A 19,901-nucleotide genomic window follows, 5' to 3' on the forward strand; every position below is an offset into this window, starting at 1 on the left:
CTATATTTTCTTGCCGCCCCGAGGCATTAAATAGTAAATAAAATAATATAAAAAGGAGGAATGCGTAAATGAGAAAACTTTTCGCTCTTTTTTGCGCTGTTTCAATTGCGGTTTTTTGTATTACAGGGTCAGCGCCGGCAAAGGATAAAACAATTACCTTTGTAGATTTCAGCTGGAGCAGCGTACAGATGCACAACAGAATAGCGGGTTTCGTCCTGGAACACGGATACGGCTATAAGCCTAACTACATTTTCGCGGAATCCGTGCCAGGACTGACAGGGCTGGCACGTGGGGATATCGACGTGGCCATGGAGATGTGGATCGATAACGTCTTAGATTGGTACAATGAAGCTGTAGGGAAGGATAAAAAAGTCATCGACCTTGGTCCTGTTTTTCCTGACTCGCCTCAGGGTTGGTACGTGCCCACCTTCGTCATCGAAGGCGACGAAGAGAGGGGCATCGAACCTATGGCTCCGGATTTGAGGTCGGTCTATGACCTTCCCAAATATTGGGAACTTTTCAAAGACCGGGAAAAACCGAATAAGGGACGCTTCTACAACGCAATCCCGGGATGGGTGGTTTATGATATTAACTTAAAGAAACTGGAAGCTTACGGACTTACCGATACCTTCGAGCCCTTTAGTCCGGGTTCGCAAACTTCCCTGGCTACGGCAATAGTAACGGCGTACAACAAAGGTCAACCTGTTCTCGCCTACTACTGGGAACCCGAATGGATTATGGGAATGTTAAATATGACTCGTCTTGAGGAACCCCCCTACGATCCAAAAAAGTGGAACGATGAGGCGGGCTATGCCTGCGAATTTCCGGCCGCCCGTGTCCACATAGGCATCAACGCCGATTTTCTCAAGAATAACACGGAGATACTGAGCTTTTTGGCAAATTACGAGACCACTCTGGAGCAAAACAACGCAGCTTTGGCGTATATGCAGCAGAATAATGCCAACGTCGAAACAACCGCAGTATGGTTTCTCAAGGAATACAAAGACCTATGGACGAAATGGATACCCGACGACAAAGTCAAAGAAAAAGTATTAAAGGCTCTGGAAAAAATAAAAATATAAAAAAGCTGCCCCCGATGGGACTTTGCCTATCGGGGGCGTTTTTAACGTTAGATATTTAAATCTACAAGGCTTACCAGCAATTTTACCGCTCCTTCTACGTCGCTTAGGCTCACCGTCTCGCTCGGAGAGTGGACGTATCTGGTAGGTATTGAAAGCGTTGCGGAAGGGATGCCTTCCTTCGTTCTTTGAAGTGCGGCAGCGTTAGTGCCGCCAAAGGTCAAAACTTCCTTTTGGTAAGGCACATTCGCCTTTTGTGCTGCCTGCTCCAGCAGTTCGACGACCTTCCTGTGGCTTATGGACATCTTGTCCTTGATCTTTATGGCAGGGCCTTTGCCCAACGCCATGGCGTGCCTTTTCAGTCCCTTCGGATGGTCGGCCGAATCGGTGACATCAACGGCTATGCAAATTTGAGGTGAAAAGCTGTATGCCGATACAAAGGCTCCGACGAGCCCAATTTCTTCCTGGACGGAAAAAGACCCTATGACCGTATGGCGCGGATCCTTTAAATTCCTGAAGACTTCGACCAAGACGGCACAGCCCACCCTGTCGTCCATGGATTTCGATGTGAGGTAATTGCCGTTTTTGTAAAAATAGGAATCGTAGACGCCAAAGGTGCCGATGGAGACCAAGCTTTCGGCTTCACTGCGGTCGCCGGCGCCGATGTCCACGAAGAGGTTGTCAAAGGCGAGGTTCGATAAATTTTTCTTTTGCTCCTCGGGCGTCTCGCCTTCGTAGTAAACCACTCCCGTGGCTTTGGGGAACTTTACTCTTTGGCCTACGTAGTGATAGGGAGAAACTCCGCCAACGGGCTCCACCCTGAGGAACCCCTTATCGTCTATATTCGTTACCACAAGCCCGATTTCGTCTATATGGGCGTCTAAAAGCATCTCTTTGTCGTCTCTTCCCCTTTTCCAGACGAGCAAATTGCCCACGGGGTCGAACTTGTGTCCGTCTATGTGGCCTTCAAGGTATTTAAGGACGATTTTTTGGACCTCCTCTTCCCTGCCGCTTGGGCCGTAACTTTCTGTCAGTTCTTTGATTAGATCTATCATCTTGCAAAACCCTCTCCTTCTTCTAAGATATTGCTTACCAGTTTGACCGTGTTTTCAAAATCTCCCAGGTCGATCATGGACAAGGGGCTATGGATGTATCGGGCCGGAACGGAGATTACCCCAGCCGGCACTCCCCCGCCGGTTTTTGCCAAGCGCGCAGCGTCCGTTCCGCCCGCGGTCCTCCTTTTATATTGATGCTTGATGTCGTATTTTTGGGCGACCTGCAGTATGGATTCGTAGATCTTTTTATTTACCACGTAGCCCCTGTGCATGAAGGTAACGGCGGGGCCGTCTCCCAGGTGAGTTGCCCATTGATGTTCCGGAAGGCCGGGATCGTCTCCTGCCGTGGTCCCCTCGATCACCAAGGCTATATTGGGTTGAAGCTGTTCAAATAATACCGCGCTTCCCCGCAGGCCTGGCTCTTCCTGGACCAGGAAGGCAAAGTACAGGTCGTCCTCGTAACGTTGTTCCTGTTCTATTACCTCCATCAAGACGGCGCAACCTGCCCTGTCGTCGAAGGCCTTTCCGGTTGCGCGTGAATTTTCACTCCTGAAATCCGTCGCAAATGAGATGTAGTCTCCTAATTCCACTTTACGTGAGGCTTCTTCCTTTGACCTTGCACCTATATGGACGCGAAGGTTTTCGAATTTGGGCGAGGCCAGCAGCTCGTCTTTCTTTTGAAGGTGTATAGCCTTGTAACCGATAACTCCGGGCAGCTCTCCATTGATCCTGACAGGTTTTCCAACGACAACCCTGGGATCGACGCCCCCTACGGGAGCAAAGGATAGCGTTCCGTCATCCTCTACGTTTGTCACCATGAAGCCGACCTCATCCATGTGGGCAGTCAGGACGAACTTTCTGTTCGACCTGGTCCCCTTTTTGAAGGCGATCAAGTTGCCCAGGACGTCGACTTTTAAGCTGTCTACCTTGTCTTTGATCTTTTCTTCTATAAACTTCCTGACGCGTCCCTCATCTCCAGAGACGCCGTCAAGTTCGGATAATTCCTTTAAGTACAACGCCTTCACCCCTTTCATCACAGGTTTACGGTGCTTGTTAAAGCCAGTAGGCGTGCGGTCTCCTCCACGTCGCGGGGATCGACCAATTCTACGGGCGTGTGCATGTACATGAGCGGTATGGAGATCAGCGCCGTCTTTATACCCGACCTCGTAAGCTGCACCTCGTCCGTGTCGGTATGAGACCTCCCGGGGGTCGGCTCGATCTGCGTCCTTACGCCGTGACGTTTTGCCACGTCACATAAGACCTTGTAAAACTCCCTGTTTATGACGGGCCCGACTGCCAATACGGGGCCTTCCGAGATCTTAATTTGGGGCATCTGCGGGACGTGTTCGTTGCCATGGGTTACGTCTACCACTATGGCCTCGTCCAACCCAAGCTCGTACGCAACGGAGACCGCCCCCGGGCCTGCGATCTCCTCCTGGCTTGAAAAGATGAAATAAACGTCAGCCCTGTTTTTTATAATCTCAAGCTTGCTGGCGGCCATGATTAGGGCAGCACAGCTTGCTCTGTTGTCCAATGCCTTACCGGAAAATTTATCGCCTAAAGAGGCACACCTTCCTTCGATGACGCAAATGTCTCCTACACTTACGGCTTCGCTTAAAGGGCTGCAGGAAACGTCGACGTAAATGTCGTTGTAATCGGGGACCTTATCTTTTTGATCGTCTTTTTGGAGGTGAGGAGGAAGAAAGCCTACAACTCCTGTGGCGACACCCTGCTTGGTGAATATCTTTATCCTTTGGGAGATGACCACCTTCGGATCTATGCCGCCGATTGGCTCGACCCTCAAAAAACCTCTTTCTTCAAGCTTTGCGACGACAAACCCTATCTCGTCAGCATGGGCAAATATCCCAAGTTTTTTGACATTTTGCCCATTTTTTACGGCTATAAGCGCGTTCATCTTGTGTTTTCTTACGGAATCGACGTAGGGTTTGATGTTTTCTTCGATGACCTTTAGGACTTCATTCTCATAGCCCGAGGGACTGTCAGCGCTTGAAAGACATTTAAGCAAAGAAACCGTATCCAATGACATCACTCCTTTGGTCGTAACTATGCATAAAGCAGCTTGGGTTTAGGTTCAGGAATCTCCCTGCCAAGTTGCTTTGCAGTTTCTATCCATTCCTTGATCACAGCAAAAGCTTTTACAGCCTCATCATATGTTTCGTCATCGGCCATGCAACCCGGCAATTCCGGCACTTCAACTATAAAACAATTATCTTATCTGCTCCAATATATAATCATTTTTTGTCAGCAACGTTTACAGCCAGCCTTTCTCCCTCCAATATCCGTACTCCCCCGCCCACTGCTCTTTTCTCAAAGAGATTGCATCTTTAAAGAACCTTCGCCTGACTTCCATCATTGCCAACTGATCCGGAAATTTTTTGCCCTCCCTGACAGCTTCAACAATTTGAGTACCAAGCGATCTAGCCCTTTCCTTTAGGGCATCAAATTCTGACATTGGCCCCGAAGCTCCGCCAACATATTGGACGCCGCAGCTTATCATGTAATCTTCAAGGTAATCCAAAACCATCACGTGAGGCCCGCCACCCGACGTGGCAAAGGCTGCGCCGTATTTGCCCAAAAGCATCTGGCAGTGAATAAATGGGCTTGAGCGATCCAAAAGCGCTTTAAGCTGAGCCGAGATATGGTTTATATAAACAGGCGAGGCGAACATTATGACGTCCGCCTCCAGCATCTTTTGGAGGATATCGCTGACATCATCTTTTATGGGACACTGAAGAAGATTTCTATGACATAAACCGCAACCTATACAGTATCGGATATCTTTATCGGAAAGATTGATGTATTCCGCTTCGGCATCCGTAAAATGCAACTTTATCGCATTTAAAGTTTCTTCCATAAGCTTAAAGGTATTGCTTTGCTTCCCTCTTGGACTTCCTGATATGCAGAGCATCTTCATGGTTTAGCCTCCCCGTATGCTATTTAAATTTAAGATCAGTCAGGTAAATCAAGCTTCGACTCGAACTTGTGCCTTAATTATATGCCTCAAGGCACGAAGGGGATAGCTTTAGCAGTTGTATGATAAATTGTTAACCAAGCGAATTTACTGTTGATGGGGCTGAGGGTATTTGTAAGTGAACATGATTTTAGATAGAGACTAGCGTCTCCAGAAAAAGGCAAGCCACAGGCAGGGCGGGGCGGTGCTTGTCGAAAGTACGCGGTGTTTGACGTGAGCAGGGATTAAAACCCATTCTCCCCTATCAAGCACTTTTGTGCTGCCGTCCTCCCACTGAATGACTCCCTGTCCTTCAAGGACGCACACCCACTCATTCTCTTTTTGGTCGTACCAAAACCCCTCGGGAGATGCTTGACCTGTCGAAATGATGCGCTCTATGCGCACCCATTCGTCGGCGTAAAGGGTTTCAGTGACCTCTTCGCTAAGCGACGCCACTGATGGATCGTAAAGATTCGCATTCTTTTTCATTAAAGGAAGCTCTCCATTTCTAAAATCGGGCGAAAATTCAAGATTTAGGCCAAAATATATTTTAAAACTATACTAAAAAGCCGGGTTTCTATGTTTATTTGTCATCTTATCTATCGCTTCCCACAGACCCTGCAGGTAAACTGCACCTAATGCCCTATCGTATAACCCGTAACCGGGGCGGCCTGTTTCTTTCCATATCATCCTACCGTGATCCGGCCTCATGTATCCGTCAAACCCCACATCGTAAAAGGCCTTTACGATCTCAAACATGTCAAGGGATCCGCATTTGGAGAGGTGTGCGCTTTCATAGAAATCCCTGTCGGAGGTGAACTTGAGGTTTCTGATGTGCGCAAAATGGATCCTGCCTTCCTTGCCAAACTCCCTAATGATGGCAGGGATGTCGTTTTGCCTGTTAGCGCCAAGAGAACCGGTGCAAACGGTTATGCCGTTGTACCTGCTTTTGTTAAGGTCCAGAAATTTGCGTATATTCTCCCTTCCCGTTATGACCCTTGGCAAGCCAAACACCGGCCAGGGCGGATCGTCGGGGTGTATGGCCATCTTTATGTCGCACTCCTCTGCGGAAGGTATGATGCTATCGAGGAAATATTTGATGTTTTTCCAGTACTTGTCCTCCGTCATCTCTTTGTATCTTTCTATAGTCCTTGAGATTTCCTTAAGCCTTTCGGGCTCCCAACCGGGAAGTTCTGAATCCTTCGATTGTTCCATAAACTGTTCGGCGAAGTTTTCAGGATCTATCTTGGAGACGAAATCGTGCCTATATGCCATGGTCCTGGAGCCATCTTCTAATTGGTATTCCAACTCCGTCCTAAGCCAGTCGAAGGCGGGCATGAAGTTGTAGCAGATCACCTTCACGCCTATTTGGGAGAGGTTTTTCATGGTCTTTATGTAATTTTCTATGTACCTGTCCCGCGTTTCGAGCCCCAGCTTGATATCCTCATGCACGTTTACGCTCTCTATCACTTCAAGCTTTAGGCCGTAGCTTTCGACTTCTTCCTTTAGGGCCTTTAGACGTTCTAATGGCCACACCTCACCAACTGGTATGTCAAGCAAGCTAGTTACAACTACCTCCATCCCGGGAATCTGCCTGATCTGTTCAAGCGTTATATGGTCATATCCCTTTCCAAACCAACGAAAACTCATCTTCACGACATATCTACCTCCATGTTTACGTACTTAGATGGCCAGTGCGATCTTATCTATCATACTACATGAAAAATCACAAGTTGCGGTTTGTCGGTGTGATTCATGAAGCGTAAATCAACGAATGCCTTCCTTTGCTAAATTTAAGCTCCACTTAAGCTGCACGCATACTAAAATATTTGTATGTAAGTTGTCAATACAAACCAGATATATTTTAACACCCTATTTATATAGCTACGATAAATTGCTATATTTGCACTACGAGAGATAATATGGGGACGACAGATAGGGGGGTTGTATAATTGCTGTTGTTTGTGTTGTTTAATCGATCTGTGCTGCGGATTTTTCAATGATTTTAATGAGGGGAGATATTTTTTGACTGTTGAGATCGCGAGTTTCTGCGGGATAAAGATATACGCGCAACTGTCAAACAGAGTGACTTTTTTCAACAGCCCCTACCCCGCGCACTTCGAACACAAAGCTGTCGACATTTACCCTTTCTCTCATGACGCACCCTCTCCTGTAGAGGGAAAGGTTACGTATGTTTACGAATTTACGGCTCCAAGGACGAAGCAATTTCAAATGCCCACGAAAGAATACCTGATCGCCATCCAAACGCCGGTGACCTCGGAGTATCTCGTTCGCATCCTCCATGTAAAACCAATCGTCAAGGTGGGTGACTGCGTAAAGGTTGGCCAGATTCTGGGGGAGATGGTAAAAAACGGCCACTTCGACTCCTGGACCGATCGTCATATGCACGTCGAAATCAGGCCGCGCGACAACCTGATCAGGGCACAGGGAGGCATGCCCATTTACGCTTCCTTGAAATGGGAAAAGTTTTACGGCGTGCCTCCTACCTCAAGCTTTCAGGGCGAAGTCATCGTCCAAAGGCCGAATTACACGCTCCTTAAAGGCCCTACTGCCAGGATGGGTATGTTTTCCGGCCTGCCCGTTACAGTTGGCAAGGGAATTGGGATTTTAGACGGGGGTCTGCCGCATTACGGCTTTGGAGGCGTGCTGGCACGCGGAAGGGCAGAGATCGGCGATCCCGTTTACATCGAAGACGTAAGGATAGGGCACGTAACAAAAATTTACTCCGACGGTTTTGCCAGGTTTGAAGTGGAACCTTTTTCAGTAAAGCTCGACAACATCAGCATGAAGGGCATTTCGTGCTATATGGGCTTGTCCGGTGATTTTATGTGGAAGTTGATCCCTCAAGACGGAAAAAGGATGAGCTTGAAGGATAAAGCCTCAGTCATCATCTGCCAGTAAGGTCAAGCTCTTTCTTGATCCATTCTATCTCCTCTTTTGTGGGCTTTCGCGGGAAGTTGTACATCGGGCCCAAGGGCGATTCGTTATAAAAGGGCCTGTTGCAATTAGGACATCCTGACGTCATGAAGGGAATGCCGCTGTCCGCGGCAAGCTCAAGCGTAGCGCCGTCAACGCCAAAATCATTTAAGCGTCCGCCTTGAAATTTCATGTCATCTGCTCTTGTAGTGCCGCTTGCTATGAGGTGGCGTGCCATCTGGATTTTTCTGTAGCTAGAAACTTTAGGCTTAGGCCATTTTTCAAGTGGGGTTCCCTTGACGGGAGTAAAGGCAAAAAGCCCTACCGTTATACCGCGGTCGTAAAGCATCTGGATTGTCTTTATCATCTCTTCTTCGCTTTCTCCCAAGCCGACGACGAGGTGGGTTGTCGCCCTGCCGATGAGCTTTTTCGCCTCTTCAAGGGCCTTTAAATGAGTCTCCCACCGGTAGGGAGATTTTGCTCCTTTGCCCTTTATTTTCTCGAAAAGTTCGGGGGTAGCGGCGTCTAAGGCGATCCCTATGCGCTCTGCTCCTGCATCTGTCAGCCTTTTTACGTCCTTTGGCGAGATCGGATGGCACGCGACGGAAAGGGGAAGATCGCAGGCTTTCTTTATCGTCGAAACTATTTCGATAAGGTCATCTGCGACGCCGGGGTAATTTACGGACTGAAGGCATACCCTTTTGAAAGCATGGGTTGATTTCTGCAGCGCTTCGATGACGTCGTCCAGCGAAAACCTTGGCCACTCCACTCTGGAAAGCATCTCGCCGTCGGCGAGGCTTTCTCTTGCTTGAGGGCAAAACATGCAGTTGGCAAGACACTTGCTTTCGCTGTAAACCAGCAGATGGGCCGTGGTGGGGGCAACTTCAATTTTAACCTTGCAAAAGCCTAAAACAGCAGCGGTGCCCAGCGCAACCCTTACATATTTGACCAACTTTTACCCTCCTATCTCCATTGGGACGGCACAGCAGAGGTCTATTTTTTGAAGTTTTAAACCCATATTTCGAGCCGCTTCCAAGGTTTCTTTTTTCGGCACCACGATCCCGTTTACGCCCGCCTTGAGGGCCCGAAGCTCGTATTCTGTTTGTCGGGGCCTCATGCAGCCGAGAAAAATGATTGTCTCTTCCATTTTGCTACGGGCATAGGATATTATGTCTTCGACTTCATCGGCAGACGGAGGGTTTACTGCCTCGAAGGCCGTACCGCCTGTGGGTATCAACACCAAAAAAACAAGGGTGCTTACTTTTCTTGAGCACGCTATTTCAACGGCCCTTTTTTCACCTTTGAGGCGCCCCCCGTGGAGGCCAATCGTTATATGGGGCACCACGCAGGAGACATTTTCAAGCAAATAATCCAAGGTGCTAACGTAGTCATCGACAGATTTGTCAAGACCTATGACTTCCCTTATCGTTTCGTCATCGCCTATCAGGTCAAAGGAAACGACGTCGACGCCGGCTCGGCCAAGGCTTCGGGCAAGACCTTCGGGAACGAGCCCGCAGTGGACGTTTATCGCCAGCTTTGTATCGCCCTTGATGCGTGCCAATGTATCGACGAAGCCCTCCAAAGGCACCCACCCCTTTTCGTTGTAACCGCCGCTTACAAGCACTCCCTTGTATCCTTTATTGTCGAATTCGTGGCACTTTCGGTAAAAGGTTGCGGGATCGCTACAGGGGATCATATGTTCGAGATAGTGACGATCGCAGTGTTTGCAGTGCATGGCGCAAGCTTTTCCCGTTATCGAAAGGGAGGGAAATAAGGGTTTTGGGTAGAAGGCGTAAAAATCATTTTTATTGTCTGCTGTGGTTTCGTATTCTTTCATTTCGCCTGCACCTTTACCGCTTCATGAGCCATTCTTTTGAGGCGTATTTTGCCTTTAACTCTTCTGCTAAGTTTATTTCCTCAGACGTCAAGTCGCCTTCCTCGAAAGACGCACTCAAGGAATCGGCAAAGCCCGCACACATCGCATCTCTTACCTCCTCAAAGCTCGGGCGCTTTTTTAGCTCTCGCGCGAGAGATGTTACCCGCTCATAAACGGATGCGATGAACTTGTCCGAGATCTTCTCCGGGCTTACCTTTAACAACTCGAACATCAATCGGATGTCAGGGTCAACAAGTATCGTGCCGTGCTGCAGGACGCTTCCCCACTTTCTTGTCTGTGCGCTGCCTGAGATCTTTTTGCCGCCCACCTCGACGTCATTTAACGGGGCAAAGCGAGCTTCAAGGCCCAAGCGTTCAAACCCCTTGATCAAGCCACCACAGATCACCCTGAAGGATTCCATGATGTCGCGAGGCAAATCCTCTTGCCTGCAGACGACGCTGTAGGTAAGCTCGCCGTCGTGATCGTGAAAGACGGCACCCCCGCCGCTTAAACGCCTCACCACGGCTACGCCGTATTTGGCTGCGGCCAGCAGGTCGACCTCGCGCTCCAGGCTTTGAAAATACCCGAGCGAAACGGTCGAGGGCTGCCACCTCCAAAATCGCAATGTATTAGGAGACCTCCCCTCTGAGTTAAGTTTTAAAATGGCCTCGTCAATGGCCATGCTGTAGAAGGGATCGTCTACCCTTAAAGGAATAACCCTCCAGCCCTCCATGATTTACCTCCTAACGGCCCTCATTATGGCCTCGACAAAGCAGTCGGGCGTAAGCATTGGTGTTTGGATCTGCCTTTGTTCGTAAAACTGCTCAATCAGCTTGGATAACTCCGCCCTTTCGGCATTAGTGCCGACCAGCAGCTGCTCAAGGTCGTCGAGCGCTTCTTCAGGATACATGAAGAAATCACCGCTTATTTGAATTTGAGATATGACGCCTTCTGCCAGCTTTACAAAGACTTTTATTATCCCCTTCGGTGCCTTGAACTCCGCATAGGGCATCTGCGCACCCTCTCATAAATATTTTTAATTGCCATAGACGATGTTTATTATAACATTCGTCTTGAAACAGATATCCTGGGGTCAGATACAATACCGGGTAGGGTTGACAAATATACCCTATAGGCTATATAATTCACATTAAGTTGTGGCGGATTTAACAAAGTTTGCTTCGAAAGGCTTGGGGTAATGAACGCATTCTTATATTGCCGAACCAGCAAAACCTTTAGGACATTGGTTAAGCATCATGACGTTTAGGGAGGGGAACTTTGTATGAAGAAGCTTGAGTATGTCGTCGGATTTTTGGCAGCCTTATGCATTGTGGTCGGAGGCAAGATGTTTTTAAGCAGTAATGACCTTTATTTCAGACTGTTGATAGGGACGGGGTTGGGATACACATTATCGAGGGCGTATACAGGCTTTGCCGGCAGCGTATACAGGGCGTATAAAACCGGGTCTACCAAGCTGATGAGAACGATGACGTTCATGTTTTTTATTACGGGCTTGTTGACGGCAGCCTTTTTGTTCGGATCGGATCCTGCTTCCTACAATCTTTGGATTAATCCTATAAATATGGGGTTAATCATTGGCGCCTTTCTCTTCGGATTTGGAATGTCCTTTTCCGAATGCTGTGCAACGGGAGTACTTACAATATTTCCCACTGCTCTTCCAAAGGCCATCATTACGCTCTTCTTCTTCGGTGTAGGTGTTTTCCTCGGTTTTCCCATACAAAGAACCGCTAGCTGGGTCAATGATTCCTGGTTTTCGACGGAGGTTGGCAGTAAGCTTGCGGGAGGAGTTTTTCTACCCGATCTTTTCAAGGGTGACGGTTTCGGGGGTTATTTAGGAGCTATTCTGCTAATGGCCCTTTTCAGCGGGATTGTGGTATATCTTTGTTATTTGTACGAAAAGCAAAGGATTGAAACCAATACATACACAGGCGTTCCTCTTGAAATCATGCAGGACCAACTTAAACCAATGGACGTAAAGACTTTCAAGCTTTTTAGCGCCCAGACATACGAGCATCTCTTCGTAAAACCCTGGACGTTAAGGGAAGGCGCTATCGTGCTGGCCCTGCTTTTTATGCTCCTGATGGGCGTGACCAAGGCCGGTTGGGGTGCATCTACTCCTTACGGAATATGGGTAGGTAAATTGTTCATGTTATTTGGCATGTCGCCCGAGTCTATCGCCAATTTCACCCATATGTCCGCCGATACCTTCACTTTGCCCTTCTTTAAGCACGGCGCTTCGGTACAGAACTTCGGGATTATCGTAGGCGCCTTGATATATTTGCTAACAGCGGGGCAGTTCGCGCAAGCGTTTAAGTCAGGATTGCGCATGAAAAAGAAAGAGGCTGCAGTATTTGCGCTAGGCGGTATTTGCATGGGATTTGGCACTCGCCTTGCTAACGGATGTAACGTCGGGGCGTTGTATAGCCCTATTGCCAATCTTTCGCTATCGGGATGGATATTTCTGGTTTTCATGGTAATAGGAGGCATCCTCAGCTGTAAGATCAGGAGCAAGATATCGGTGTAACTGACGCCTACGAGCGGGATTTTAAAATATTTTAAACTACCGGGAGGTAACTATTAATGGAAAAAAAGATTTTAATAATCGGCGGAGTGGCCGGCGGGGCTTCCGCTGCGGCAAGAATCAGGAGATTAGACGAGTCTGCCAGGATCGTTATTTTTGAGAAGGGACCACATGTTTCATTCTCAAATTGTAGTCTGCCCTATCGCCTCAGCGATACCGTTAAAAAAACCGAAGATCTCATTTTAATGTCTCCGGAAAAGTTTTTAAAGCAATATAACATCGAAGCAAGGGTTAACAGTGAAGTGATAAAAATCAAAAGAAACGAGAAAAAGATCTTGGTAAAGGATCACGCCAGCGGCAGAGAATACGAAGAAAGTTACGATAAATTGATCCTCTCTCCCGGAGCATATCCCATCTTGCCGAAAAGCATTGAGGAAGTTGATAAAGAACACGTATTTACCGCTAGGAACGTGGTAGATATCGATCGGCTCTATACGTATCTCAAAAAGAATAACATCGAAGACGTCGCCGTAGTGGGCGGTGGTTATATAGGGCTGGAAATAGCGGACAACTTGCATGGAGCAGGCAAAAAAGTCTCCATAATAGAAGCCACCGAACAAGTAATGGCACCTTTTGATAACGACATGGCTCAGATACTTCATAAAGAAATATACGACAAAGGCGTCAACCTCATCTTAAACGATGCCGTAGTGAAGATAGACAACGATCACCTAGTTCTGAAATCCGGGAGAAAAGTCAACGCCAAGGCCGTGGTCATGGCCGTCGGCGTAGCACCCGATATAGCTCTCGCCAAGGACGCAGGGCTTGAAATTGGCACTACAGGCGCGATCAAGGTCGACCATAACTATTTGACAAGCGATAAAGATATATACGCCATAGGCGACGCCATTGAAGTATACTCCCGCTTAGAACACAAGTACTTCAAATGCGCTCTGGCCGGACCGGCACAAAGGCAGGCGAGGGCTGCAGCCGATCACATTTACGGCATCCCCCACAGAAATAACGGACATATATGTACCTCTATCGTCAAGCTTTTCGATCTGAACGCCGCATCGACGGGATTGAACGAAAAGCGGGCGAAGGCCGCCGGGATTTCCTATGATTTCGTTTACATAATCCCCTTTGATAAGGTAAGCCTTATGCCTGACTGCAATATAATGCATTTTAAGTTAATATACGAGTACCCAACGGGAAGAATACTGGGCGCCCAGGCCATAGGTAAGGGAAACGTGGATAAGAGGATAGATGTCATAGCTACGTTGATATTGATGAACGGCACCTTGGAGGACCTAAAGGAGTTAGAACTGTCCTACGCTCCTCCCTTCAGCACTCCAAAAGACGTGGTCAATCACGCCGCACTGGTCGGCTTAAACCTCTTAAACGGCAGGTACAAGCAAGTCCCCGTCACGAAGGTAAGGGAATTGGTGGAAAACAATGCCTTTATCGTCGACGTCCGCGAGAATGACGAATACAACAAGGGCCACCTCATAAATGCCGTCAACATTCCTTTAAGCGAGCTGAGATCAAGGGTAAACGAAATACCAAAAGATAGGCCCGTTTATTTGCACTGCCGTTCTGGCCAGAGAAGTTATTACGCCGTGATGGCCCTGCAGGGTATGGGATATACAAACGTCTATAATATCTCCGGTTCATTCCTCGGCATCTGTTGCTACGAGTACTATCAAGATCAAGTGACGGGAAGAAAGAGGATCGTTACAGAATACAACTTTAATTAGACTGCATATAAATCATAAAGGGGAGGGCAAACGCTCTCCCTCTTTTCATCTTATTATTAACCACGACTTTAAAACTCTACACCCCGGCTGCGCCTGAAGTTGTCTATGAGCTTTCGAGCTATGCTTACTCCCGGCGGAAGATCGGGCATTTCGTGGGGAGAAAACCAGCCAGCATCCAATATCTCGCGGCCATCCGGCTTGAGTTCGCCCGATGCCCATTTGGCCGTAAACCCCACCATGATCGAGTGAGGAAAGGGCCAGGGCTGGCTTCCGAAATATTTGATGTCCTTTACCTCTATGGAGACTTCCTCTCTGACTTCGCGCCTGACGGCGTCCTCGAAGCTCTCGCCGGGCTCCACGAAACCTGCAATGACGCTGTATCGCTTGGGAGGAAAGCTGGCGTTTCTGGCAAGCAGTATTTTGCCCTCCCTTTCCACCGCTACTATCACTGCAGGGCTTACGGGAGGATAGAAAACGGAACCGCAGGTTGGGCAAATTTTACCGTTGTCCACCGATGAGGATTCCAATCTATCGCCGCAGGACATGCAAAAGCTGTATCGCCCCACCCAGTTCATAAGCTGAAATGCCCTTGCCGCTGCGTAAAAGGCCTCCTCCCCCAGGATGCTGCCGACGTCCCGAAGCCCTAAAGCGACCATGCCTTCGGGAATTGAAGCTTCCGGCGACATTTCAGCCCAATATTCCCTCGGGCCTTCGTCTCTGCCTGCGTCTCCTATGGCGATGACTCCTTTACTAACGATCTTGTCGGCCAGGCTTTCTACATCACGCAAAGTCGGCAACCTCATCTTAAAGGCACAGCACAACAGCAACTTGTGGTCCTTAAATAGGTACCAGATTTCTTCCAACGCATTTCCACCTGCTTTTTAAAATTATCCAAACTGCCTTATTTATTTTATCCCAAAATTATGAAATTTTATGCTCTCTGCGGGCTTATAGGCTTTCAAGCACCTTTTCGTGAATTTTGAGATCTCTGTCGCTGTGAAGGACAAACCTGATTTTATGGACGTGCTTGAGCGAGGGAATGGTCTCTTTGACGGTCCTTAGCGCCACTTCCGCAGCCTCTTGGACGGGATAGCCGAAGACGCCTGTGGATATAGCCGGAAAGGCGATGGAGTCTATTTCGTGTTCATCTGCAAGCTTGAGGGCGTTTCGATAGCAATCTGAAAGCAGCCTGTCTTCGGGTTTGTCTACGCCGTAGCGAGGTCCCAGACAGTGGATAACGTATTTGTTGGGAAGATTATGCCCGCCTGTGATGACGGCCTGCCCCGGCTTTATGGGCGCCAGAGGTCGACACTCCTTATCGAGCTCAGGCCCTGCAGCGCGATGTATCGCTCCTGCCACTCCCCCGCCGGGCTTAAGCCAGGCATTGGCAGCGTTTACAACCGCTGTCACATCGGGCTGTCTTGTTATATCTCCCTTTACACACTCTATGGTCACTCCTGAAATCGTCTTTTCCATGCCGTTTCCTCCTTTCCTAAAAGATTACTGCTAACCTATATTAAAATAGCTTATTTTTGCTCCTTCAGGCAACCTCCTGATAACTTTAGCCATTGCCAAGCCCCCTTTGCCCTTTATCTATCTTGAAAGGTCAAACCCTCTACGTCTCCGGTCAATGACGCTGGTCGGTAATGACCAGCGTCATTGTATTATTTATTTAAAATCCGAAGTAATTTCTCAACGTCCGCTTCATCAACTCTACGTCAGAATCTACTCCGAACCACAACTTAAAGGCAGCAGCCGCCTGGTATACGAGCATGCCGTCTCCGCTTAAGGTCTTGCAGCCTGCCTTTTTGGCGTCGGCCAGCAGCTTGGTCTCGGGCGGGTTGTAGATGACGTCGCAGACGAACTGCCCCGGGCGGAAGCTGTCGGGCAATACCAGCGACTGACCTTCCGCTTCGCCTTTCATGCCAACCTTCGTGGCGTTGATGATGATATCTGCCTCAGCGATGCCCTCAGGCGGCACCGGCTTATTGTTAAGGGGCCTCCACTCGCATCTTCCGGGAAAGAACTTCTCCACTCTTTCTACCAGCGACATGGCCCTGGTTTGGCTGTTGTTGTAGACGATCACCTTTGAAATCCCTGCGTTTAGGAAGGCAAATACCACGGCCTTGGCAGCTCCTCCGGCACCTATCAAAAGAAGGGTCTTTCCTTCGGGGCTTACGTTGGACTCCTCCATGAAGGAATTGAGAAACCCCATGCCGTCGGTGTTGTAGCCGATCAATCCCTTTTCGGTAGTGACGACGGTGTTGACCGCGCCGCACTGCTCGGCGCTTTTGTCCAAACCGTCCAGAAGCTCTATGATCTTTTCTTTGTAGGGCATGGTGACGTTTGCGCCTATTACGTTAAATATGTGCATTGTCTTCAATGCCTTAGACAAATCCTCAAAGCTTGGTATCTCAAGTGGGTAATACAAGTTGTTCATGTTCTTCGACTCAAATACCGTATTGTGAAGCAGGGGCGACAAAGTCTGCTTTAGCGGATTGCCATAAAGCGTTACGAACCTTGTATCTGCATTTGGACAAAACATCTTTACCCCTCCCATTTAATTTAAAGTCCGATTACTACTTTTCCAGTTCAGGATCGTAAAATTCGCCAAAAAGCTCCTCATTCGACGGACGATGCACGGGGATGGAAAAACCGGCTATGTTTGCTAGTTTTTGAGGAGGAATGTTGAAGGTCACGTCCCTGTACCACGATTTGCTCGGCCGTCTTGCCCGCAGAGGCCGAAGATGTGTTCGACACCCTTTTTCTCAAGGGAATTCACTATCTGATAAGCCACAAGGTCCTTCATTGCTTTACCTCCTTAAAATAAATTAAAACAAAACCCCGTTGGTAAAATTTTGCCTAATTTGTCCCATACTTGCTTTGTTGCTGTTTAATCGTTCAGGTAAAGGGAATAAAGCAGCTTATAAACTTCTCTCAGCTCGCCTGCCGGTATCTGTCCCGGGGCAGATGAAGCTACACCTACCGCAAAGGTCAGATCCGAACCGAAGAGCCAGCCTGCGATCCTCGTGATGGAACCAAGCGACCCCATGGACATGGTTATCAAGGGAATATCGGGAAACTCACGCCTGGCCATCAGCGTCGCTGACATAAGTGCCAAGACATCTTCCATGGACTGGGGCATTACGGCGACCTTGGCAATGTCTCCGCCAAAGGCGATCTCCTTGGCTATAGTCGCAAAGATGACTTCTTTGGGAGGGGTTTTCTTGAAATCGTGAAAGGAGACAACTACATAAACGCCACGGGGTGAGGCAATTTGCTTTAAATTCTTGATTTCTTCGTAGCCGCTTATAAGCTCGATGTCAACTAAGTCAACCAGTTTCTCTTCTATTGCACCTTTATAGAGGGCGTTTCTTGATTCCGCCGATACTTCCTGAAATCCGCCCTCAAGGTGGCTCCTGCACGTCAAAAGCAAGGGTATATCGGTCAATTTTCGTATATCGCCAAGGACTTTCATGGAAGTTTGTTTGTCTGTTATGAAGTTCCAGGCGTCAACCCTGAGCTCGATTACGTCGGGAGAGCCTGCAATCGCCTTCTTGGCCTCCTCTGAAGCTGCCTCGGGAGTTTTCCCCACCAGGGGAAAGCAAATCAGAGGCTTATCTCCTCCAAGTTTCTTGCCCCTAACGACAATCGGCTTGGCTGCCTTCAGTCTCACGGATTTATCCTCCTTTTTTCATATTTAGATATATTTGCATAAAAAATTTTTACACTCTCTTAACTTTTTCCTCCCGACGTTACGGCTTCCAGGTCTTTTGAATAACCCAATTGATAGGAAATTTCGCTTGCTGCGTTTATAATCGCCTCTATCACCTGGGGAGTTATTTCAAAACGGGAGACGGGACCGCTGGCGCTTAAGGAGGCAAGTATCTTTCCTTCTTCGTCGAAGACGGGCGCAGCAACTGCTGCCACCTCGATATCTCTCTCGCCGAAACTTACGGCATATCCCTGCCTTCTTATTTTGGCAAGTTCCTCTTTAAAGAGGCTGACATCAGAGATTGTGTTTTTGGTCAAAGGTTTAAGTCGCGTATGGGAGATCAGCCTATCGATAAAATCCTCAGGTTGCCAGGCGACCAACACCTTCCCCGCAGCTCCGCAATAGGCAGGGATCTTCTGGCCAAGGCGGACCACCTGTCTCACCAGGTGGATGCCTTCCGCCTGCTCAATGCAGACGCGATCAAAACCGTCTAAAACGTAAAGGTTTACGGTCTCTTCCGTAAGATCGCGGAGCCGCTCCATTACGGGACGGGCAACGTAACTAATGTTCATCGTGTTAGCTGCTATCGTTCCAAGGTGAAAGAGCTTTACGCTGAGTCGATATTTACCGCTCTTCGGGTCCTGGCAGACATAACCTTCATCCTGGAGGACTTGAAGCAGCCAGTGGACCGAGCTTCTCGGAAGCCCTAGCTTCTTTGCGATTTCGCTCACTCCAAGAAAGGACTCTTCCAAGGAAAAGGCAGAAAGCACCTTTAAAGCTCGTCGAATTGATGTGCCCTTTTCCCTTTCAGCCATCTGCAATACACTCCCTTAAATGAGTTAGCTTTAGTGAAGCTCCTTCTTTGCCTTTTCCAAACCATCACGGCCTTGATACCTCAGCGCAATCTCATCCTCCGTGAGGTAGCGCGACTCTAAGTCTCTAATCTTATCCAGCTTTACAAGGCTCTCAAATTCTTCGAAACCGATCACGCCCGGCAGGTCCTTTATTGTGCCCTTTTCTTTTATGTATTCCAATGCCTGCTTGACTCCCCACGCAGCCGCCATTATGGAAGTGACGGGTATGCTGACCCTGGCAGCTCCCCATTCCTGAAGCTCCTGGATGGTGACGAGGGGCGTCCTTCCGCCCTGAAGTAGATTTATAGAGACGGGAGCATCAATGCCCTTTATCACCCGCTTGATTCCCTCCACTGAGGTTACGGCCTCGACGAAGATGAGGTCAGCGCCTGCTTTGGCATACATGTTGCCTCGACGGATGGCCTCCTCCTCTCCGTAGACCATGTAAGCATCGGTGCGGGCGTTTATCACGAAGTCGGGGTCCCTGGCAGCTTCCCTTGCCGCCTTTATCTTTAGGACCATCTCCTCGGCGGAGATGCACTGCTTTCCCGTTATGTGGCCACACCTTTTGGGGCTAATCTGATCTTCCAAGTTGATGCCTGCAGCACCTGCGGCCTCGAACTCCCGGACCGTGTAGTAGGTATTCACGGCGTTTCCAAAGCCATTATCGCCGTCGGCCATGACGGGGATATCGACGGCGTGACAGATGCTGCGCGTAATTTCAAGCATCTGCGTGCTGCTTAAAATGCCGATGTCGGGCAATCCCAGAAGCGAAGCTGCAAAGCCAAAGCCCGAGCACTGCACTGCCTTGAAACCGGCAGCCTCTATTAGCCGAGCGGATAAGACGTCGTAAGCGCCGGGCATCACCAGAATCTCAGGGTCGTTTATCAGCTTCTTCAAAAGAGTAGTTTTGCGCACTTGAACCACCTCGCGTGTTCAACAATATTGAACAATGTTTTACATTGTTGTAACCTAATTGTATTCTATCAAAATATTATTCTCTGTCAAGCATCCTTTTCAAAACATGTCACTTCCCTATCAAAACAAAGCGATATGAGGCATATCGCCGGTATTTTTATAGGAGATACAAAAAAGACGGAGACCTAGTTCGCGGT

21 protein-coding genes are annotated in these 19,901 nt (G+C 48.6%); 4 read left to right on the plus strand and 17 right to left on the minus strand.

All coding sequences use genetic code 11. The features are described 5' to 3' along the window. Positions 1-68: 68 nt before the first annotated feature. The gene (locus tag B3N34_RS01240) at positions 69-1,082 is read left to right on the plus strand and encodes an ABC transporter substrate-binding protein (protein WP_286974149.1); all 1,014 of its coding nucleotides are present in this window, start codon (positions 69-71) and stop codon (positions 1,080-1,082) included. Positions 1,083-1,129: 47 nt separating this feature from the next. Here the strand turns inward: B3N34_RS01240 and B3N34_RS01245 are convergent, their stop codons facing one another. The 7 genes from B3N34_RS01245 to uxuA form a co-directional block, all read right to left on the minus strand. Beyond that, complete coding sequence (locus tag B3N34_RS01245; RefSeq protein WP_286974151.1) at positions 1,130-2,134, minus strand: M42 family metallopeptidase; 1,005 nt, start codon at positions 2,132-2,134, stop codon at positions 1,130-1,132. Beyond that, positions 2,131-3,159: a M42 family metallopeptidase gene (locus B3N34_RS01250; protein ID WP_286974153.1), complete on the minus strand. Its 1,029-nt coding sequence runs from the start codon at positions 3,157-3,159 to the stop codon at positions 2,131-2,133. Before B3N34_RS01250 ends, B3N34_RS01245 begins: the two co-directional genes overlap by 4 nt. An 8-nt stretch (positions 3,160-3,167) precedes the next feature. Continuing rightward, positions 3,168-4,181, minus strand: coding sequence for a M20/M25/M40 family metallo-hydrolase (locus B3N34_RS01255; RefSeq protein WP_286974155.1), 1,014 nt, complete (start codon positions 4,179-4,181; stop codon positions 3,168-3,170). Positions 4,182-4,198: 17 nt separating this feature from the next. Continuing rightward, a complete protein-coding gene (locus B3N34_RS01260; RefSeq protein ID WP_286974264.1) occupies positions 4,199-4,354 on the minus strand; it encodes a type II toxin-antitoxin system HicB family antitoxin in 156 nt (51 codons plus the stop codon). Positions 4,355-4,406: 52 nt separating this feature from the next. Next, positions 4,407-5,069, minus strand: coding sequence for a flavodoxin family protein (locus B3N34_RS01265; protein WP_286974156.1), 663 nt, complete (start codon positions 5,067-5,069; stop codon positions 4,407-4,409). A 198-nt stretch (positions 5,070-5,267) separates the two neighbouring features. Further along, positions 5,268-5,594 carry a cupin domain-containing protein gene (locus B3N34_RS01270; RefSeq protein WP_286974159.1) on the minus strand — a complete coding sequence of 109 codons (327 nt, stop codon included), beginning with the start codon at positions 5,592-5,594 and terminating at the stop codon, positions 5,268-5,270. Between the two features lie 72 nt (positions 5,595-5,666). Continuing rightward, the gene (gene uxuA, locus B3N34_RS01275; protein WP_286974266.1) at positions 5,667-6,755 is read right to left on the minus strand and encodes a mannonate dehydratase; all 1,089 of its coding nucleotides are present in this window, start codon (positions 6,753-6,755) and stop codon (positions 5,667-5,669) included. Positions 6,756-7,130: 375 nt separating this feature from the next. On the opposite strand from uxuA, the gene B3N34_RS01280 reads away from it, so the two are divergent. After that, positions 7,131-8,027 (plus strand): peptidase M23, encoded by an 897-nt coding sequence (locus tag B3N34_RS01280; RefSeq protein ID WP_286974162.1) that lies wholly within the window; start codon positions 7,131-7,133, stop codon positions 8,025-8,027. Here B3N34_RS01280 and B3N34_RS01285 read toward each other — a convergent pair. The 4 genes from B3N34_RS01285 to B3N34_RS01300 are packed head-to-tail and all read right to left on the minus strand — an operon-like array spanning position 8,014 to position 10,930. Next, positions 8,014-8,994: a radical SAM protein gene (locus B3N34_RS01285; protein WP_286974164.1), complete on the minus strand. Its 981-nt coding sequence runs from the start codon at positions 8,992-8,994 to the stop codon at positions 8,014-8,016. The genes B3N34_RS01280 and B3N34_RS01285 overlap by 14 nt on opposite strands. 3 nt (positions 8,995-8,997) lie before the next feature. After that, positions 8,998-9,879: a radical SAM protein gene (locus B3N34_RS01290; RefSeq protein ID WP_286974166.1), complete on the minus strand. Its 882-nt coding sequence runs from the start codon at positions 9,877-9,879 to the stop codon at positions 8,998-9,000. A 13-nt stretch (positions 9,880-9,892) separates the two neighbouring features. Further along, positions 9,893-10,651, minus strand: coding sequence for a lipoate--protein ligase family protein (locus B3N34_RS01295; protein WP_286974168.1), 759 nt, complete (start codon positions 10,649-10,651; stop codon positions 9,893-9,895). Positions 10,652-10,654: 3 nt separating this feature from the next. Further along, positions 10,655-10,930: a lipoate protein ligase C-terminal domain-containing protein gene (locus B3N34_RS01300; protein WP_286974171.1), complete on the minus strand. Its 276-nt coding sequence runs from the start codon at positions 10,928-10,930 to the stop codon at positions 10,655-10,657. Positions 10,931-11,200: 270 nt separating this feature from the next. Here B3N34_RS01300 and B3N34_RS01305 point away from each other — a divergent pair, with 270 nt between their 5' ends. Together B3N34_RS01305 and B3N34_RS01310 are read left to right on the plus strand one after the other, a co-directional pair. Further along, positions 11,201-12,463 carry a YeeE/YedE family protein gene (locus tag B3N34_RS01305; RefSeq protein ID WP_286974175.1) on the plus strand — a complete coding sequence of 421 codons (1,263 nt, stop codon included), beginning with the start codon at positions 11,201-11,203 and terminating at the stop codon, positions 12,461-12,463. A gap of 56 nt (positions 12,464-12,519) precedes the next feature. After that, positions 12,520-14,217: an FAD-dependent oxidoreductase gene (locus tag B3N34_RS01310; protein ID WP_286974178.1), complete on the plus strand. Its 1,698-nt coding sequence runs from the start codon at positions 12,520-12,522 to the stop codon at positions 14,215-14,217. Between the two features lie 68 nt (positions 14,218-14,285). Here B3N34_RS01310 and nudC read toward each other — a convergent pair whose 3' ends face one another. From nudC to B3N34_RS01340, 6 genes are all read right to left on the minus strand, one after another. Next, positions 14,286-15,080, minus strand: coding sequence for an NAD(+) diphosphatase (gene nudC / locus B3N34_RS01315; protein ID WP_286974181.1), 795 nt, complete (start codon positions 15,078-15,080; stop codon positions 14,286-14,288). An 85-nt stretch (positions 15,081-15,165) separates the two neighbouring features. Continuing rightward, positions 15,166-15,693 (minus strand): macro domain-containing protein, encoded by a 528-nt coding sequence (locus tag B3N34_RS01320; protein ID WP_286974183.1) that lies wholly within the window; start codon positions 15,691-15,693, stop codon positions 15,166-15,168. A gap of 196 nt (positions 15,694-15,889) precedes the next feature. Beyond that, on the minus strand, positions 15,890-16,762 hold the full coding sequence (gene aroE, locus B3N34_RS01325) for a shikimate dehydrogenase (RefSeq protein ID WP_286974184.1): 873 nt from the start codon (positions 16,760-16,762) through the stop codon (positions 15,890-15,892). A 348-nt stretch (positions 16,763-17,110) separates the two neighbouring features. Beyond that, positions 17,111-17,893, minus strand: a complete 783-nt coding sequence (gene aroD / locus B3N34_RS01330; RefSeq protein WP_286974186.1) for a type I 3-dehydroquinate dehydratase — start codon at positions 17,891-17,893, stop codon at positions 17,111-17,113. Between the two features lie 59 nt (positions 17,894-17,952). Beyond that, on the minus strand, positions 17,953-18,747 hold the full coding sequence (locus B3N34_RS01335) for an IclR family transcriptional regulator (RefSeq protein ID WP_286974188.1): 795 nt from the start codon (positions 18,745-18,747) through the stop codon (positions 17,953-17,955). Between the two features lie 30 nt (positions 18,748-18,777). Further along, the gene (locus B3N34_RS01340) at positions 18,778-19,704 is read right to left on the minus strand and encodes an isocitrate lyase/PEP mutase family protein (protein WP_286974190.1); all 927 of its coding nucleotides are present in this window, start codon (positions 19,702-19,704) and stop codon (positions 18,778-18,780) included. Positions 19,705-19,901 lie beyond the last annotated feature (197 nt).

The sequence above is a fragment of the Acetomicrobium sp. UBA5826 genome (assembly GCF_002433005.1).
GTDB lineage: Bacteria > Synergistota > Synergistia > Synergistales > Acetomicrobiaceae > Acetomicrobium.

What these genes read in the sequence shown, in the direction of transcription:
- B3N34_RS01240 (WP_286974149.1), top strand. Translation starts at nt 69, where the DNA reads ATGAGAAAACTTTTCGCTCTTTTTTGCGCTGTTTCAATTGCGGTTTTT.
- B3N34_RS01320 (WP_286974183.1), bottom strand. Translation starts at nt 15,693, where the DNA reads ATGGAAAAGACGATTTCAGGAGTGACCATAGAGTGTGTAAAGGGAGAT.
- B3N34_RS01300 (WP_286974171.1), bottom strand. Translation starts at nt 10,930, where the DNA reads ATGCCCTATGCGGAGTTCAAGGCACCGAAGGGGATAATAAAAGTCTTT.
- uxuA (WP_286974266.1), bottom strand. Translation starts at nt 6,755, where the DNA reads ATGAGTTTTCGTTGGTTTGGAAAGGGATATGACCATATAACGCTTGAA.
- B3N34_RS01310 (WP_286974178.1), top strand. Translation starts at nt 12,520, where the DNA reads ATGGAAAAAAAGATTTTAATAATCGGCGGAGTGGCCGGCGGGGCTTCC.
- B3N34_RS01305 (WP_286974175.1), top strand. Translation starts at nt 11,201, where the DNA reads ATGAAGAAGCTTGAGTATGTCGTCGGATTTTTGGCAGCCTTATGCATT.
- aroE (WP_286974184.1), bottom strand. Translation starts at nt 16,762, where the DNA reads ATGTTTTGTCCAAATGCAGATACAAGGTTCGTAACGCTTTATGGCAAT.
- B3N34_RS01335 (WP_286974188.1), bottom strand. Translation starts at nt 18,747, where the DNA reads ATGGCTGAAAGGGAAAAGGGCACATCAATTCGACGAGCTTTAAAGGTG.
- B3N34_RS01265 (WP_286974156.1), bottom strand. Translation starts at nt 5,069, where the DNA reads ATGAAGATGCTCTGCATATCAGGAAGTCCAAGAGGGAAGCAAAGCAAT.
- B3N34_RS01290 (WP_286974166.1), bottom strand. Translation starts at nt 9,879, where the DNA reads ATGAAAGAATACGAAACCACAGCAGACAATAAAAATGATTTTTACGCC.
- B3N34_RS01245 (WP_286974151.1), bottom strand. Translation starts at nt 2,134, where the DNA reads ATGATAGATCTAATCAAAGAACTGACAGAAAGTTACGGCCCAAGCGGC.
- B3N34_RS01270 (WP_286974159.1), bottom strand. Translation starts at nt 5,594, where the DNA reads ATGAAAAAGAATGCGAATCTTTACGATCCATCAGTGGCGTCGCTTAGC.
- B3N34_RS01255 (WP_286974155.1), bottom strand. Translation starts at nt 4,181, where the DNA reads ATGTCATTGGATACGGTTTCTTTGCTTAAATGTCTTTCAAGCGCTGAC.
- B3N34_RS01295 (WP_286974168.1), bottom strand. Translation starts at nt 10,651, where the DNA reads ATGGAGGGCTGGAGGGTTATTCCTTTAAGGGTAGACGATCCCTTCTAC.